The 14,927-nt window shown below is 43.1% G+C and carries 13 protein-coding genes, 1 pseudogene, 1 riboswitch and 2 other annotated features; of the genes and pseudogenes, 4 read left to right on the top strand and 10 right to left on the bottom strand.

Annotation, left to right across the window (positions count from 1 at the left end):
* Positions 1 to 6: 6 nt before the first annotated feature.
* The 9 genes from QMQ21_RS16420 to QMQ21_RS16380 form a co-directional block, all read right to left on the bottom strand.
* Positions 7 to 573 (bottom strand): aminodeoxychorismate/anthranilate synthase component II, encoded by a 567-nt coding sequence (locus QMQ21_RS16420; RefSeq protein WP_000601916.1) that lies wholly within the window; start codon positions 571 to 573, stop codon positions 7 to 9.
* The gene (gene trpE / locus QMQ21_RS16415) at positions 570 to 1,931 is read right to left on the bottom strand and encodes an anthranilate synthase component I (protein WP_261814822.1); all 1,362 of its coding nucleotides are present in this window, start codon (positions 1,929 to 1,931) and stop codon (positions 570 to 572) included. The genes QMQ21_RS16420 and trpE overlap by 4 nt, the downstream gene beginning before the upstream one ends.
* A gap of 373 nt (positions 1,932 to 2,304) precedes the next feature.
* Positions 2,305 to 2,530 (bottom strand) — a binding site (T-box leader).
* Positions 2,527 to 3,705 (bottom strand): tryptophan synthase subunit beta, encoded by a 1,179-nt coding sequence (gene trpB, locus QMQ21_RS16410; protein ID WP_050252720.1) that lies wholly within the window; start codon positions 3,703 to 3,705, stop codon positions 2,527 to 2,529. (Overlaps the previous feature by 4 nt.)
* A gap of 65 nt (positions 3,706 to 3,770) precedes the next feature.
* Positions 3,771 to 3,994 (bottom strand) — a binding site (T-box leader).
* Positions 3,995 to 4,034: 40 nt separating this feature from the next.
* Positions 4,035 to 5,264, bottom strand: a complete 1,230-nt coding sequence (locus QMQ21_RS16405) for a DegT/DnrJ/EryC1/StrS family aminotransferase (RefSeq protein WP_261814821.1) — start codon at positions 5,262 to 5,264, stop codon at positions 4,035 to 4,037.
* 42 nt (positions 5,265 to 5,306) lie between these two features.
* A complete protein-coding gene (locus QMQ21_RS16400; protein ID WP_049502473.1) occupies positions 5,307 to 5,999 on the bottom strand; it encodes a sugar transferase in 693 nt (230 codons plus the stop codon).
* A 218-nt stretch (positions 6,000 to 6,217) separates the two neighbouring features.
* Positions 6,218 to 7,960, bottom strand: a complete 1,743-nt coding sequence (locus tag QMQ21_RS16395; protein WP_261814820.1) for an ABC transporter ATP-binding protein — start codon at positions 7,958 to 7,960, stop codon at positions 6,218 to 6,220.
* Positions 7,950 to 9,695: an ABC transporter ATP-binding protein gene (locus QMQ21_RS16390; protein WP_261814819.1), complete on the bottom strand. Its 1,746-nt coding sequence runs from the start codon at positions 9,693 to 9,695 to the stop codon at positions 7,950 to 7,952. The genes QMQ21_RS16395 and QMQ21_RS16390 overlap by 11 nt, the downstream gene beginning before the upstream one ends.
* 54 nt (positions 9,696 to 9,749) lie before the next feature.
* Positions 9,750 to 10,385 carry a DUF421 domain-containing protein gene (locus tag QMQ21_RS16385; protein WP_000174453.1) on the bottom strand — a complete coding sequence of 212 codons (636 nt, stop codon included), beginning with the start codon at positions 10,383 to 10,385 and terminating at the stop codon, positions 9,750 to 9,752.
* Complete coding sequence (locus tag QMQ21_RS16380) at positions 10,382 to 10,837, bottom strand: DUF3290 family protein (RefSeq protein WP_000675332.1); 456 nt, start codon at positions 10,835 to 10,837, stop codon at positions 10,382 to 10,384. Before QMQ21_RS16380 ends, QMQ21_RS16385 begins: the two co-directional genes overlap by 4 nt.
* A gap of 133 nt (positions 10,838 to 10,970) precedes the next feature.
* Here QMQ21_RS16380 and QMQ21_RS16375 point away from each other — a divergent pair, with 133 nt between their 5' ends.
* From QMQ21_RS16375 to QMQ21_RS16360, 4 genes are all read left to right on the top strand, one after another.
* Positions 10,971 to 11,798, top strand: coding sequence for an exodeoxyribonuclease III (locus QMQ21_RS16375; RefSeq protein ID WP_031236865.1), 828 nt, complete (start codon positions 10,971 to 10,973; stop codon positions 11,796 to 11,798).
* An 11-nt stretch (positions 11,799 to 11,809) separates the two neighbouring features.
* The gene (locus tag QMQ21_RS16370; RefSeq protein WP_000386214.1) at positions 11,810 to 12,196 is read left to right on the top strand and encodes a bleomycin resistance protein; all 387 of its coding nucleotides are present in this window, start codon (positions 11,810 to 11,812) and stop codon (positions 12,194 to 12,196) included.
* Between the two features lie 233 nt (positions 12,197 to 12,429).
* A riboswitch (purine riboswitch) is annotated at positions 12,430 to 12,525 on the top strand.
* Positions 12,526 to 12,851: 326 nt separating this feature from the next.
* Complete coding sequence (locus QMQ21_RS16365; RefSeq protein ID WP_261046208.1) at positions 12,852 to 13,433, top strand: xanthine phosphoribosyltransferase; 582 nt, start codon at positions 12,852 to 12,854, stop codon at positions 13,431 to 13,433.
* Positions 13,433 to 14,695, top strand: coding sequence for a nucleobase:cation symporter-2 family protein (locus QMQ21_RS16360; RefSeq protein ID WP_261046207.1), 1,263 nt, complete (start codon positions 13,433 to 13,435; stop codon positions 14,693 to 14,695). The genes QMQ21_RS16365 and QMQ21_RS16360 overlap by 1 nt, the downstream gene beginning before the upstream one ends.
* A gap of 54 nt (positions 14,696 to 14,749) precedes the next feature.
* On the opposite strand, the pseudogene QMQ21_RS19385 reads toward QMQ21_RS16360, so the two are convergent.
* Positions 14,750 to 14,927 (bottom strand): annotated as a pseudogene (locus QMQ21_RS19385) (Sau3AI family type II restriction endonuclease); the annotation flags it as partial.

The raw sequence follows: 14,927 nt of genomic DNA, 5'->3' as shown, positions 1-14,927 counted from the left end.
GTTTCCTCACTTTACAACCTTCTCGATAAAATTCCGAATAGAAGACAAGCCATCTGGCGTTCCAATGCTCTCTGGATGGTACTGGAAGCCATAAATCGGTAGATTTTTATGTTGAATTCCCATGATGGCTTGGTCATCAGTCGAACGAGCTGTCACTTCAAAGTCTTCTGGCATTTCTTCAATCAAAATACTGTGGTAACGCATGACTGCACGGCCATCCTCGATACCTTGATACAGAACAGATGGCGCTTCAAAGTTGATATTGCTCTGTTTCCCATGCATGACTTTGGGAGCCAAGCCTAGCTTACCGCCAAAGACTTCTGCGATAGCTTGGTGGCCCAAACAAATCCCAAGAATCGGCTTCTTGCCAGCAAAATCACGAATCATGTCTTCCATCTTTCCAGCATCAACTGGCCAACCAGGACCGGGCGAAAAGACCAGACCATCTGCTTTTCCAGCTTCTTCATACAGCCTGGGATCATCATTTCTCAAGACCTGAACTTCTGCAAAATTCCCAATGTATTGGGCCAAGTTATAAGTAAAAGAATCATAGTTGTCAATTAATAAAATCATGGTCTTAGTTCTCCAATTCTAGTCATAGATTTTGCTTTGTTAATGGTTTCTTGGTATTCGTTTTGGGCAATGGAGTCGTAGACAATCCCTGCCCCAGCCTGCACATAAGCTGTTTGATTTTTGAGAATCATCGTTCGGATGGCAATGGCGAAATCCATATCACCCGTCGCAGACAAGTAGCCGATTGCTCCTGCGTATACGCCACGTTTTTCTGTTTCCTGTTCATAAATGCGTCTCATCGCTCGAATCTTTGGTGCTCCTGAAACTGTTCCGGCAGGAAGTGTTGCTTTCAAAGCATCCATGGCAGTGAGTTCTGGAAGCAAACGCCCCTTGACCACACTGGTCAAATGCATGACATAACGGAAAAGCTCCACTTCCATATACTTAGTGACTTGGACACTGGCCGTTTCAGAGATGCGACCAATATCATTACGTCCCAAGTCTACTAACATCCGATGCTCTGCTGTTTCCTTCTCATCCGAAAGCAGGTCTGTCGCCAAATCCTTATCTTCTTCATCCGTAGCGCCTCTTGGTCGTGTCCCTGCAATCGGATTGGTTGTCACGATGCCATTTTTGACAGAAACCAAACTTTCTGGACTAGCTCCGATGATTTGATAATCCCCAAAATCATAGAAATAAAGGTAATTAGAAGGATTAGTCACGCGGAGATTTCTGTAGAAGTCAAATGGATTTCCAGTAACTTCTGCTGAGAAGCGCTGACTGAGTACGCACTGGAACATGTCGCCGTTACGAATCAAGTCACGAGCTATTTCCACCATTGCCTCAAACTTCTGAGGAGCAATATGGGGTTTGAAGTCCAGCGGAGATAGATCCAAGTCTTCAAATTCATTTGGAGCAGGAATGCGTAATTCCTCAAGCACCTGGTTCAAGGCTTTTTCCAAGTCTTCTTGATTGCGTTCGCTATAAAGAGCATCCTCGATGACATGGATTTTTTCTTTCTTGTGGTCAAAGACCATGTAACTCTCATAGACGAAGAAATGCATGTCTGGCGTTCCAATAGTATCTTCAGGAATTTGACCAATTTCTTCATAAAGCGAAATCATATCGTAACCAACAAAACCAATTGCCCCACCACCAAAAGGGAGGTCTGAATGGTGCTGGCTCTTATGAGTCACTTCATAAAGAAAATCCAAGGAATCACGATCAATCACTTGACCATTTTGATAAAGAATCCCATTTTCAAACTTAATCTCAAAAACTGGATTATAAGCTAAGATAGAAAAACGAGCGGTTTCCTTGTCTCTCGGAATACTCTCTAAGATAACCTTGTGTTGCCCCTTTAGGCGCATATAAGCCAAGATTGGTGATAAGACATCTCCATGAATGATTCGTTCCATTGTAATTTCCCTTTCAGTTCCTTATTTTTAATTTTTTATCTTTTTCTATTTCCCTTAAATAGTGCGGACGGGAGGTAAAATTATCCAGTGGATGATTTTAGAAATCCAAGAAATGAAAGACCTAATTTTTGAGCCCCTCGCTCATTCATTTCTAGGCTCAGGCTAAAATAGTTCCCCGAACTTTTTTACTCTCAAAAATTCCGTCCTAGAGAAGCAAAGATGCTTCTCTAGGATACCACTATGGCGGGAAACAGCTTTTAGAAACTCACTTCGTTCGTAAATATTCTATAACGACCTATTTATTGAAAATATTTAAAAAATTAATCGCAATATCTGCGGTAAATATATAAAAATCCCCACGCAAAACAACTTGCGTGAGGACGAAATTCGCGGTGCCACCTCAATTATAGGATTTCTCCTATCTCTCATTCCTGTCTCAGATATTTCCTGTAACAGGCTGTGCGATAAAGGGCACTCCCTTGAGAATTATGTTTTCTTCTCTCGTTTCAGATGGACCCAACCTTACAGCTTTCTCTGCTTGTTTCCAGCAACCACAAGCTCTCTGTGAGAGAAAAGACTGTAATTTTTCCATCTTTTATTTTTTAGCTTCTAGGTAGTCTGCAATAGCAGCTACGTCCTTGTCTCCACGACCAGAGACATTGATGATGATAATCTCATCTTTACTTAGTTTCGGTGCACGTTTAACCGCTTCTGCGATAGCGTGCGAACTTTCGATCGCTGGGATAATTCCTTCTGTCTTGCTGAGAAGGAGAAGAGCCTGAACAGCTTCTTCATCCGTCGCTGCAACATATTCCACGCGACCTGAATCTTTGAAGTAGGCGTGTTCTGGGCCAACCCCTGGATAGTCCAATCCAGCTGAGATAGAGTAAACTGGAGCCAACTCTCCATCTTCCTTAAAGACTGCATAAGTCTTCATGCCATCAACAATTCCGATACTACCTTTTGTCATAGTAGCTGCGTGCTTGTCTGTATCAAGTCCGTGACCAGCAGCTTCTACCCCAACCAATTTAACTTCTTCATCAGCCACATACTGAGAAAAAGCACCGATGGCATTGGAACCACCACCTACACAAGCAATAACGTAGTCTGGTAAACGACCTTCTTTTTCTAAGATTTGACGGCGAGATTCTTCACTGATGACCTTTTGGAACTCATGAACAATGGTTGGATATGGGTGAGGTCCCACAGCAGATCCCAGAACATAGAAGGCTTCAAGGTCATTCATCCATGCTCCAAAGGCTGCATCAACCGCATCTTTGAGGGTACGAGTCCCTGTTTCAACTGCGTGAACAGTTGCTCCCATCATCTCCATACGGAAAACATTGAGACGTTGACGCTCCACATCCTCTGCCCCCATGTAGACATCACAGGCCATACCAAACTTGGCTGCAGCCGCTGCTGTCGCAACACCGTGCTGACCAGCTCCTGTTTCTGCGATTACTCGTTTTTTGCCCATACGTTTGGCCAAAAGAATTTGTCCTAAAACATTGTTGAGCTTGTGAGAACCAAGGTGGTTAAGGTCTTCACGTTTGAGATAAATCTTAGCTCCACCTAGGTGCTCTGTCAAACTTTCTGCAAAATAGAGCGGTGTTTCGCGACCTGAATAGTCCTTCAAGTAATGGCGAAATTCTGCCAAAAATTCTGGATCATCCTTGTATTTGTCAAATGTCACTTCCAACTCATCCAACAAAGCCTGAATCGGCTCCGGTACAAAACTACCACCAAATTGTCCAAAATAACCTTTAGTTGTCATAAAATTTTCCTCTTTCAGTATTGATTTCAAGATATGAAAAAAGCCCACACACAGAAAACCATCTGTGTGAGGGCGTTGGTAACGCGGTGCCACCTCAATTATAAAGGGACTATCCCTTTACATCTCTGCCTTGTCTAACAACAAGTTGCACTGTAAGGTGTGCGCACCGAATTTTCATTGTTTCAAATTCATTTTTAAAATCAGCCCACTTTCACTACTTCCAACCACCTGTTCACAATGACCACAGGCTCCCTGAAGATCAAAAATAGTTACTTTTCTGATTTGTTGAACTTATTTTAATACTTTGTTTTTTCTTTGTCAAGACTTTTTTACAATTTTTTTGATGAAGCTAGTACTTTTTCAGAAACTGTTTTGAAAGTCTCAATGATATAGTCCACTTCTTCATCGCTTAGTTTAGTATGAAGAGGAAGCGTAATTTCATTTTTAAAGAAGGCATAGGCCTTGGGATAATTCGCCATATCAAAGCCAAGATTCTTATAGGCTGTCAAGAGCGGAAGCGGTTTGTAGTGGACATTGCTTGCAATTCCTGCTTTAGCTAATTCTTGGATGATAAGATTGCGTTCTTCTAAACTCGCTCCTTCTACATGGGTGATGTAGAGGTGGCGTGAAGATTCGACAGTTTCAGTCTTGTGTGCCAATGGATGGATACGAGAACCTGCAAAACCACGATCATAGCGGTTCACGATCTCCTTACGACGTTCTAGCAAACTTGGGTAACGGTCCAATTGTACCAAACCAAGTGACGCCATGATATCGGTCATATTACACTTGTAGGCTGGTGTGACGATATCATATTCCCATGAGCCCAGTTGCATCTTAGCAAGGGCATCCTTAGTTTGCCCGTGAAGGGAAAGAATTTGGAATTCCTTGTACATTTCTTCGTCATCAATCGCTGGATTGGCTTTCCAAGTGGCACTTCCTCCCTCAGCAGTTGTAAAGTTCTTAACTGCATGGAATGAGAAGGAAGTAAAGTCCGCGATAGAACCAGCTGGTTGCCCTTTATAAGTAGACCCCAAAGCGTGGGCACTATCAGAAACAATCACAATACGGTTAAAGGCTTTTTGCCACTTGCTTGAAGCAGTAAAGAGATCACGTTTCTTCTCCACAACTTGGAACAAACGGTCATAGTCGCAAACAATCCCCGCAAGCTCTACTGGGATGATCACCTTGGTCTTTTCAGTGATAGCTTGCTCCAGCAGGTCATAGTCCATCTCAAACGTATCTGCTTGAATATCCACCATGACAGGGGTCGCTCCTACGTGAGTGATGACACTACATGAAGCTGTATAGGTCATGGCTGGAACGATGACTTCATCTCCAGGACCCACTTCCAAAACACGCAAAATCAACTCAAGAGCGGCAGTTGCAGAGTTAAGACAGACAGTCTTGGGCGTCTGTGTATATTGAGACAAGCGACGCTCCAGTTCTTTGGTCTTAGGACCTGTTGTAATCCAACCAGAACGCAGGGTATCCGCTACTTCAGCAATTTCTGCTTCCGTAATATCGGGTGGTGAAAATGGAATATTGTAATTTGGCATTGATTTGCTCCTTTTATCTGTACTCATTCTCTCATGACTACTTTATTTTAGCACTTCAAACACGGTTTGAAACATGATTTTGATGTCTCCAAGGAAACTAAACTCTCGGAGATAGGCGAGGTTATAGCGCATCTTTTCAGGAAGGACGTGTTCGACATAGGCTTGGTCAACCGACAGACCTTTCTCCGTCATTTGACTGATGATAGTGTCCTCATCCTTGTAGTTGATGCTGGCTGGAGAGGTAATCCCTGCTGGCAAAAGCAAGGTTGCCATCATCTCAGGGCTATACTGCTCTGTGTAACGAGGCACTTCAGGACGCGTCCCTACAAAGGACATCTCACCTTTAAGAACATTGACCAACTGAGGCAGTTCGTCCAAACGGACACGGCGGATAAAATTGCCAACCTTGGTAATGCGGCTATCGTTAGCAGAAGTCACCAGACTCCCTTGTTTATCCGCATCCGTCACCATGGTACGGAACTTCCAAATCTTGAAAGGTCGATTGTACTGGGTCACGCGCTCTTGCTTGTAAATCACTGGCCCCTTGCTATCCAACTTGATCCAAATGCTCAAGATGAGAAAGATGGGAGAGGTCAGAACAAGTACAACCAAGGCTAGAACCCAATCCAAGCAACGCTTGAAAATCAGCGAACCCTTCCTTTTAGAGACAAGCTGGTAGTAAGACTCAACCTCGCTTGATTTCATTTCCACGGGCAAGTCTTCCCATTTCAGCATGCTGTTTCTCCTTTGTTTTTATTATACTATTTGTCAACATTTTTCATTATACCACAAAATGGAAAAGGCGGTGAAAGAAATCTGTAATTTGAAGGATTTCCTTCTTACACTCAATGAAAATCAAAGAGTAAACTAGGAAGCTAGCCGCAGGTGGCTCAAAGTACAGCTTTGAAGTTGCAGATAAAGCTGACCTGGCTTGAATAGATTTTCAAAGAGTATTAAGACATGGCACCTGCCTGCAAGCTATACATTTTGTGATAGGTTCCTCCCAGAGCCAAGAGTTCCTCATGGGTTCCACTCTCGATAATGCGCCCCTTGTCCAAAACATAGATACAGTTGGCGTCTTGGATGGTCGAAAGGCGGTGAGCGATGGCAATGGTTGTCCGCCCCTGTCTCATCTTAGCCAGAGAAGCTTGAACCAGACTTTCTGTTTCAGAGTCAATATTGGCTGTCGCTTCATCCAAAATCAGGATTTTAGGCTGACTGGCGACTGTTCTAGCAAAGGCAAGAAGCTGACGCTGTCCAGTTGAAAAACTCGAACCACGCTCGGAAACAGGGGCATCATATCCCTGAGGAAGTTCCTGAATAAAGGAATCTGCATCCACAAAGGTAGCCGCAGCCTGAACCTGATCATCACTGATATCTTGGTACATGGCGATATTGGACTTGATGCTTCCATGATAGAGGAAGGGATCCTGCAAGACCAGACCGATGTTTTTTCTCAACTCTTCTTGACTGTAATTCCTGATATCCACACCATCCAAGAGAACTCTCCCTGATTGAAATTCATAAAAGCGCATGAGGACATTGATAATAGACGATTTCCCTGAACCTGTATGGCCTACAAAGGCAATGGTTTCACCCTTGTTAACTGAAAAGGAAATGTCATCCAGAATCGGATGTTTTCCATTATAAGAGAAACATACATGTTCAAAACGGATATTGCCTTCTTGGACTTTGGCTTGCCCATCATTTTGAAGGGGCTCATAGGTCTTCTCGTCAATCAAGGCAAAGACACGGCCTGCAGAAATCATAGACGTTTGCAGGGTTGAAAAGTTTTGCGTCACCTCAATCAGGGGATCAAAGAGACGATTGATGTACTGGATAAAAGCATACATGGTTCCTGCCGTTATTCCCAGATAAAGTCCACGATAGCCAAAATAGGCCATTAAAACTGCATAGCCTAGGAGTTTCAACAAACTCATGGCAGGACGCAAAAAGAGGGCATCCAAGGCTACAGAACGGTTGGCATAGACCAAGTGTTCTTGGTTGATTTCATCAAACTCTGACTGTAGGCGCTTCTCTTGATTAAAGGCCTGGATTATTCTGATTCCCTCGATGTTTTCAGCCAGCTTGCTATTGATATCTGACAAGAGACTTCTGGTTTTCTCAATGATTTTCACTGATTTTTTCCGATAGAGATTGACCAAAAGGAAAATCAAGGGGAGAAAGAGCAAGACTAATGCAGTCAAACGAAAGTCCAGAACCAACATAGTATAAAGGGTTGTCAGAAAGATGAAAACTGCTGAGATAAAGCTGGACAAAATTCCCGAAAACATATCACTGATGGTCTCGGTGTCATTTGTCAAACGAGAGACGATGGAGCCTGCTGGCGTCTTGTCAAAATAAGACATGCCCAGCTTTTCCATATTGGCAAAGGCATCGCGACGAATATCCCTAACAATACTGTAGGACACCCGCGCAAAGAGAAGATTGCCGACATACTGGACCAGAGTTTGTAGGATATAAAGGCCATAGTAGGCCAGCAAAACGGTCACAGCGAGTTGATTGAGATTGCTGAGATACTGGTCGATAAAGTGGGAAGCCACAAGGGGAATGACACTTTTGATGACCGTCGTCGCTAGGAGAAAACTGAGTGCCAAAAAGGTAAGGAGTCCATAAGGCTTGAGATAAGACATCAAGCGCTTCAATACAGCCCATTGTTCTTTCTTATTCTGCATCTTCTTCTCCTTTCATTTCCAGCTGCTGAGACTGGTAGGTTTGGGCATACCAGCCATCCAAAGCTAGCAAGTCTTCGTGCCTGCCTCGTTCGATAATTTGACCATTTTGCAGGACTAAAATCAGATCTGCATGGACAACTGCACTCAGGCGATGAGCCGTGATAATGGTTGTTTTGTTCTTTCGCGTCTCCTTGAGTTTGTCGATAATCGCATACTCCGTCTTGGCATCCACAGCCGACAAAGAATCATCCAAAATCAAGATATCAGGATCTAAAATCATAGCCCGACTCATGGCCAGACGCTGCTTTTGACCTCCAGAAAGACTGACTCCCTTTTCACCAATCAACGTATCAAATCCCTGAGGCATGTCTACAATGTCTTGATAAACTTGAGCTAGCTTAGTCGCTTCCTCGACCGCTGAAAGGGGCAAGTTAGGATTGCCAAAGCGTATATTGTCTAAGATTGAATTCGCAAAGAGGAACTGGTCCTGAGGAACGTAGCCCATGAGACTACGAAGGTCTGTCAGACGATAATCTCTAATATCATGACCATTTAGATAAATGGCTCCCTTGTCCACATCGTATTCACGCAAGAGGAGTTTGATCAAGGACGTTTTTCCAGAGCCTGTCTGACCGACCAAGCCCAGGGTTTGCCCTTTTTCTAAACTAAAGTGAACATCCGTCAGTGTTTCCTCATTTTCAAAGGCAAAGCTGTCAATATCGTACTCCAAGCGCCCATTTTCAATACCATCCAGAGGACATTCAGGGTCTTGTACAGGTGATTCCTGAGACAAAAGTTCCTCAATCCGCTGATAGGAAACCTTCCCTCGCTGGGTAATATTAAAGAGGAAGCCGATGGCCATGAGAGGCCAAACTAGCATATCCAAGTAGCTGATAAAGGTAACTAGATTCCCAACCGTGATTTGCCCTTTCTGAACCATCAAGTAGCCTACCAGGAGCGTTAAAACATAGGAGGAACCAACAAACAAGAGAACCATGGGGTCAAAGAGACTATCGTATTTCATGGTTTGCAGGTTCTTTTGGAAGGTCAATTCATTGACTGCCTGAAAGGACTTCAACTCATCCGTCTGATACCCGAAAGATTTGGTCACTTTGATACCCGATACCGACTCCTGCACCTTGTTATTGAGTTCAGAAAAGGCAGTCTGCGATTCACCAAAAGCCTTGTGGGTCTTTCTCCCTAGACGACTGGTCGCATAAGCCATGAAAGGCAGGGGCAGAATGGCAACTAGCGTCATCTGCCAAGAAATGCTAAAGAGCATGGTCAGTAAGGTCACCAGAGCCGTGATAGAGGCATCCACGGCAGACATGACTCCTCCACCTGCGAGACGGGTTAAGGCATTGATATCGTTGGTGGCATGCGCCATCAGGTCCCCCGTCCTATAGGTTTGATAAAAAGCTGGAGACATTTTTGTGAAATGTTCAAATAAGCGAGATCGCATAATCTGTCCCAAACGGTAGGAAGTCCCAAGGATATACATACGCCAAACATAGCGCAGATAGTACATCCCAAAGGCTGCAAGAAGCAAGTAAAATAGGGCAAGAAGGAGGTCCTGCTGGGTTAATTGCCCCGATGTGATGGCATCAATGACCCTCCCCATAACCATTGGGGGAATGAGGTTGAGGACGGAAACCAAGACCAGAGCCACAATCCCGACTAAATAACGGCGTTTTTCTAACTTGAAAAACCACCAAAGTTTTTGAATAATGGACATAACATCCCTTTCTGATTGCAAATAGAAACCTGAGGCCAAGACCCCAGGTTTTTCTTATTCATAGGTTACGACTGTGACCGCACCCTTGTCATACTCAGCGATAAAGATATTGGCTACATTGTCATGTCCTTGTTTGCTGAGATTATCAAGCAGCCACTCTTCGCTACGGCCAATCGTTTCCAAGACATCGACTTGAATCACACCGTCAGTCACAACTGGATACTTAGGATTTTCATCTCCTATTTGGACCACGATGAGTTGGCCATTTTGCTCCTGCACAGCGCGTTTGACCTGTTTCATCTGGAAAATCCCTTGGCTACGAAGTTTGAGAGCAACTTCTGCTGCAGACAAACCAACTGAACGACAGGCTTCTGGGTCAATCTGCCCATTTTTGATAAGGAGAGTTGGTTTTCCATCAATCAAGCGTTTGACAAAACGAACATTGTTATTGAGCCACTTGAGGGTCAAGACCAAAATCGTCCACATCATCAAAATCACTGCGTACTGCAGAATGCTGATTGAACTATTGTAAATCACCCCACCGATGATACCACCAAGAACATAGTTCTGAATTTGGTCTGTCGCAGAGTTAGGTGCTAGGTTCCCCTTTCCTGTCACATTGATAACAAAAACAAGCGAGAAGAGCCCCAAGGCCAGTTTGATTAAAATTTCCATATAATTGAGTGTCATTTGTTTACCTCCACCAATTCAATAGCGTCTGTTTGATTCAATTCTAATTTCTCTAAAAGATACTTGTCTGGTTGGCTCCCGTTCATGGCGCGGTAGAAATTTGGACCTACCTTGACAAGCGCTCCATCAGTGGCTGCAGAAGTATTGACATAAACTTCTGATTTATCCACTCCCAAGTCTTTGGAAACAACCTCTATGAAATGAAGGGAGGTTTGAAATTGGTTGTTAGAGGCTTGATTGGTCTGGTATTTTGAGATTGTCACCAAAAGCATGGCCACCAAGGTCAAGGCCAAAATCATGACCAATTCCCGAAACTTAGTCCCCTTTTTATCTCGATAGGCTTTAAAAGCAAAAAATCCTGTGATAGCTAGGAGAACAATTCCAAAGCCAATCATGATGCCATTTTGCTGACTGATTTGGCTAAGTACATAGTCATATGAGTAAAATTTCATTTATTTTCACTCCCTTTCATAAAATCATTCTTAATTATAAACGAAAGAGAGTGATTTTTCAAGCCATACGTTGGGGAAATGGACCTTTTTTTGGTATAATAAAATCTATAATCTGAATGAAAAAGGTAACTTTATGAAACTCATCTCATGGAATATTGATTCCCTCAATGCTGCCCTAACTAGTGACTCAGCTCGTGCCAAATTGTCCCAAGAAGTCCTACAAACCTTGGTCGCTGAAAATGCTGATATCATTGCTATCCAAGAAACCAAGCTTTCTGCTAAGGGTCCTACAAAGAAACACTTGGAAATTTTAGAAGAACTCTTCCCAGGCTACGAAAACACGTGGCGCTCTTCCCAAGAACCTGCCCGTAAAGGCTATGCTGGAACCATGTTCCTCTATAAGAAAGAACTTACACCAACTATCAGCTTCCCAGAAATCGGTGCCCCTTCTACCATGGACTTGGAAGGTCGTATCATCACTCTAGAATTTGATAAATTTTTCGTGACCCAAGTTTACACTCCAAACGCTGGCGACGGCCTCAAACGCTTGGAAGAACGTCAAGTCTGGGATGTCAAATATGCTGAGTACTTGGCTGAACTAGACAAAGAAAAGCCAGTCCTTGCGACCGGTGACTACAACGTGGCACACAATGAGATCGACCTTGCAAATCCTGCTAGCAACCGCCGTTCACCAGGATTTACCGACGAGGAGCGTGCTGGATTTACCAACCTTTTAGCAACTGGATTTACTGATACCTTCCGCCACATTCACGGCGATGTTCCAGAACGCTACACTTGGTGGGCACAGCGCAGCAAGACTTCTAAAATCAACAATACTGGCTGGAGAATCGACTACTGGCTCACAAGTAACCGTCTCGCAGACAAGGTCACTAAATCTGATATGATTGACTCAGGTGCTCGCCAAGACCACACACCCATTGTCTTGGAGATTAAACTCTAAGGAGAAAACGAATGGACTATCAAGCTGTCATTCCTGAATTTGTAGTATCTGACATCGAAAAATCACGCCACTTCTACTGCGACCTGCTAGGATTCTCTGTCGAATACGAGCGTCCAGAGGAGAAATTTCTCTTCCTCTCGATTGAAGACTGCCAACTTATGCTAGAAGAAGGAAGCGCAGAAGAATTAGCTCAGCTGACCTATCCTTTCGGGCGCGGTGTCAATATTTCCTTTGGCATTGCAGATGTTCCTCAGCTCCACCAAAAACTGCTGGAAGCTGACTATCCTATCCATCGTCCCCTCACAAAAAGAGAATTTCGAGTAGGAGATAGCTTTATATATCCCCATGAATTTGCGATTTTGGATCCAGATGGTTATTTTTTAAGATTTAGCGAGTAGAATAATAAAGATTGGGAAAAAGTCTTTAAAGTTAGAAAAAGGCATATTGTCAGGTGTTTAAAAACCTAATAATATGCCCTTTTATGATGGAAAAACCTTCTAAATGTTAGCTAATAAGTTAATTTTTGCCCCTTTTTATGATATTTGTTCGTTTTTTAAACCAAAACACTAACAAAATATTTGATTTTTAAAGTTATTTAGTGTAAAATAAAAACATTGGCTCAAGCCTATTTAAAATTGAATATCATTTTACTTGTTTATGTCGTGAATTGGCACGACGTTTCTACAAGGTGCCGGAACACCTAACAATAAGTAAGTCAGAAGTGAGGTATGGTCGTTTTTGCCATGCCTATTTTGGGGACTTACTTAGAGATTAAGTAAGTCCTTTTTGAATATTTTTAATATTTCCATTAATTAGTGCGGACGGGAGCAACTTCCTTCGGAATTTCATCCCTAATTTTTGAGCCAAAAGTCTCAAAAATCCCGTCATAGACAATAACAAGATTATTGTCTATGATACCACTACAACGGGAAATATTTGATAAGACTCGCTTCGCTCGTAATAGTTTTATCAAATATATAGTACTAGTAAAAGGGATTACTATAGAAACATTTAAACAACAAGTAAATTGGCTTTTAGACTTTAGGAGGTCTTATGAAATTATTAGAAGAGTGCATCCTCAAGGATGGGCACATCTTGGGTGACAACATCCTCAAGGTGGATTCCTTTTTAACTCACCAAGTTGACTTTAGCTTGATGCGAGAGATTGGTAAGGTTTTTGCGGAAAAATTTACTGCTGCTGGTATTACCAAAGTCGTGACCATTGAAGCGTCAGGTATTGCCCCAGCCATTTTTACAGCTGAAGCCTTAAACATTCCCATGATTTTCGCTAAAAAAGCTAAAAACATCACTATGAACGAAGGCATCTTAACTGCCGAAGTTTACTCCTTTACCAAGCAAGTGACCAGCACCGTTTCTATCGCTGGAAAATTCCTCTCACCAGAGGACAAGGTCTTGATTATCGACGATTTCCTTGCTAACGGCCAAGCTGCTAAAGGCTTGATTCAAATCATCGAACAGGCTGGAGCCACAGTTGAAGCTATCGGGATCGTGATTGAAAAATCTTTCCAAGATGGCCGTGATTTGCTTGAAAAAGCAGGTTACCCTGTTCTATCACTCGCTCGTTTGGATCGTTTTGAAAATGGTCAGGTCGTATTTAAGGAGGCAGATCTCTAATGCAAACTCAAGAAAAACACTCGCAAGCAGCCGTTCTTGGCTTGCAGCACTTACTAGCCATGTACTCAGGATCCATCCTGGTTCCTATCATGATTGCGACAGCTCTTGGCTATTCAGCTGAGCAGTTGACCTACCTGATCTCTACAGATATCTTCATGTGTGGGGTGGCAACCTTCCTCCAACTCCAACTCAACAAATACTTTGGAATTGGACTACCAGTCGTTCTCGGAGTTGCCTTCCAGTCGGTCGCTCCTTTGATTATGATTGGGCAAAGCCATGGTAGTGGTGCTATGTTTGGTGCCCTTATTGCATCAGGGATTTACGTAGTTCTTGTTTCAGGCATCTTCTCAAAAGTAGCCAATCTCTTCCCATCTATCGTAACAGGCTCTGTTATTACCACGATTGGTTTAACCTTGATTCCTGTCGCTATTGGAAATATGGGAAATAACGTTCCAGAGCCAACTGGTCAAAGTCTCTTACTTGCAGCTATCACTGTTCTGATTATCCTCTTGATTAACATCTTTACCAAAGGATTTATCAAGTCTATCTCTATTTTGATTGGCCTGGTTGTCGGAACTGCCATCGCTGCTAGCATGGGCTTGGTAGACTTCTCTCCTGTTGCTGCAGCACCTCTTGTCCATGTCCCAACTCCTCTCTACTTTGGGATGCCAACCTTTGAAATCTCATCGATTGTCATGATGTGTATCATTGCAACGGTATCTATGGTTGAGTCAACAGGTGTTTACCTAGCCTTGTCTGATATCACAAAAGATCCAATCGACAGCACGCGCCTTCGCAACGGTTACCGTGCAGAAGGTTTGGCCGTTCTTCTCGGAGGAATCTTTAACACCTTCCCTTACACAGGATTTTCACAAAACGTTGGTCTGGTTAAATTATCAGGTATCAAGAAACGCCTGCCAATCTACTACGCAGCTGGGTTCCTCATTCTCCTTGGACTCCTTCCTAAGTTTGGCGCCCTTGCCCAAATCATTCCGAGCCCTGTTCTCGGTGGTGCCATGCTAGTGATGTTTGGTTTTGTATCGATTCAAGGGATGCAAATCCTCGCTCGTGTTGACTTTGCTAACAATGAACACAACTTCCTTATCGCAGCTGTTTCAATCGCTGCAGGTGTCGGTCTCAATAACAGTAATCTCTTCATCAGCATGCCGACAGCCTTCCAAATGTTCTTCTCAAACGGAATCGTCGTAGCCAGCCTCCTCGCCATTGTCCTCAATGCCGTATTAAATCATAAAAAGAAATAAGAAAAAGAGGTGTGAGCCTCTTTTTTGTTTATCACAAGTTGATTATAAATATAATCAATCCCAATTCCCATCTAATATTTCTTTTATAAACTTCTTAGGCATCCAAAAGGAGTGTTTTGTAATCCTACGCCCATCTGGAAGTTCATCCGTATCAGATAATGAGCCTTTCCCAACAAATTTTCCTTTTTCAATTTCATAATAAGCATTGGTAGCATGTAATTTCGTAAATAGG

The organism is Streptococcus bouchesdurhonensis (assembly GCF_948472335.1).
The sequence above is the reverse complement of the archived record's forward strand: the minus strand, read 5'-3'. Positions and strand labels throughout refer to the sequence as shown.

What these genes read in the sequence shown, in the direction of transcription:
- QMQ21_RS16420 (WP_000601916.1), bottom strand. Translation starts at nt 573, where the DNA reads ATGATTTTATTAATTGACAACTATGATTCTTTTACTTATAACTTGGCC.
- trpE (WP_261814822.1), bottom strand. Translation starts at nt 1,931, where the DNA reads ATGGAACGAATCATTCATGGAGATGTCTTATCACCAATCTTGGCTTAT.
- trpB (WP_050252720.1), bottom strand. Translation starts at nt 3,705, where the DNA reads ATGACAACTAAAGGTTATTTTGGACAATTTGGTGGTAGTTTTGTACCG.
- QMQ21_RS16405 (WP_261814821.1), bottom strand. Translation starts at nt 5,264, where the DNA reads ATGCCAAATTACAATATTCCATTTTCACCACCCGATATTACGGAAGCA.
- QMQ21_RS16400 (WP_049502473.1), bottom strand. Translation starts at nt 5,999, where the DNA reads ATGCTGAAATGGGAAGACTTGCCCGTGGAAATGAAATCAAGCGAGGTT.
- QMQ21_RS16395 (WP_261814820.1), bottom strand. Translation starts at nt 7,960, where the DNA reads ATGCAGAATAAGAAAGAACAATGGGCTGTATTGAAGCGCTTGATGTCT.
- QMQ21_RS16390 (WP_261814819.1), bottom strand. Translation starts at nt 9,695, where the DNA reads ATGTCCATTATTCAAAAACTTTGGTGGTTTTTCAAGTTAGAAAAACGC.
- QMQ21_RS16385 (WP_000174453.1), bottom strand. Translation starts at nt 10,385, where the DNA reads ATGACACTCAATTATATGGAAATTTTAATCAAACTGGCCTTGGGGCTC.
- QMQ21_RS16380 (WP_000675332.1), bottom strand. Translation starts at nt 10,837, where the DNA reads ATGAAATTTTACTCATATGACTATGTACTTAGCCAAATCAGTCAGCAA.
- QMQ21_RS16375 (WP_031236865.1), top strand. Translation starts at nt 10,971, where the DNA reads ATGAAACTCATCTCATGGAATATTGATTCCCTCAATGCTGCCCTAACT.
- QMQ21_RS16370 (WP_000386214.1), top strand. Translation starts at nt 11,810, where the DNA reads ATGGACTATCAAGCTGTCATTCCTGAATTTGTAGTATCTGACATCGAA.
- QMQ21_RS16365 (WP_261046208.1), top strand. Translation starts at nt 12,852, where the DNA reads ATGAAATTATTAGAAGAGTGCATCCTCAAGGATGGGCACATCTTGGGT.
- QMQ21_RS16360 (WP_261046207.1), top strand. Translation starts at nt 13,433, where the DNA reads ATGCAAACTCAAGAAAAACACTCGCAAGCAGCCGTTCTTGGCTTGCAG.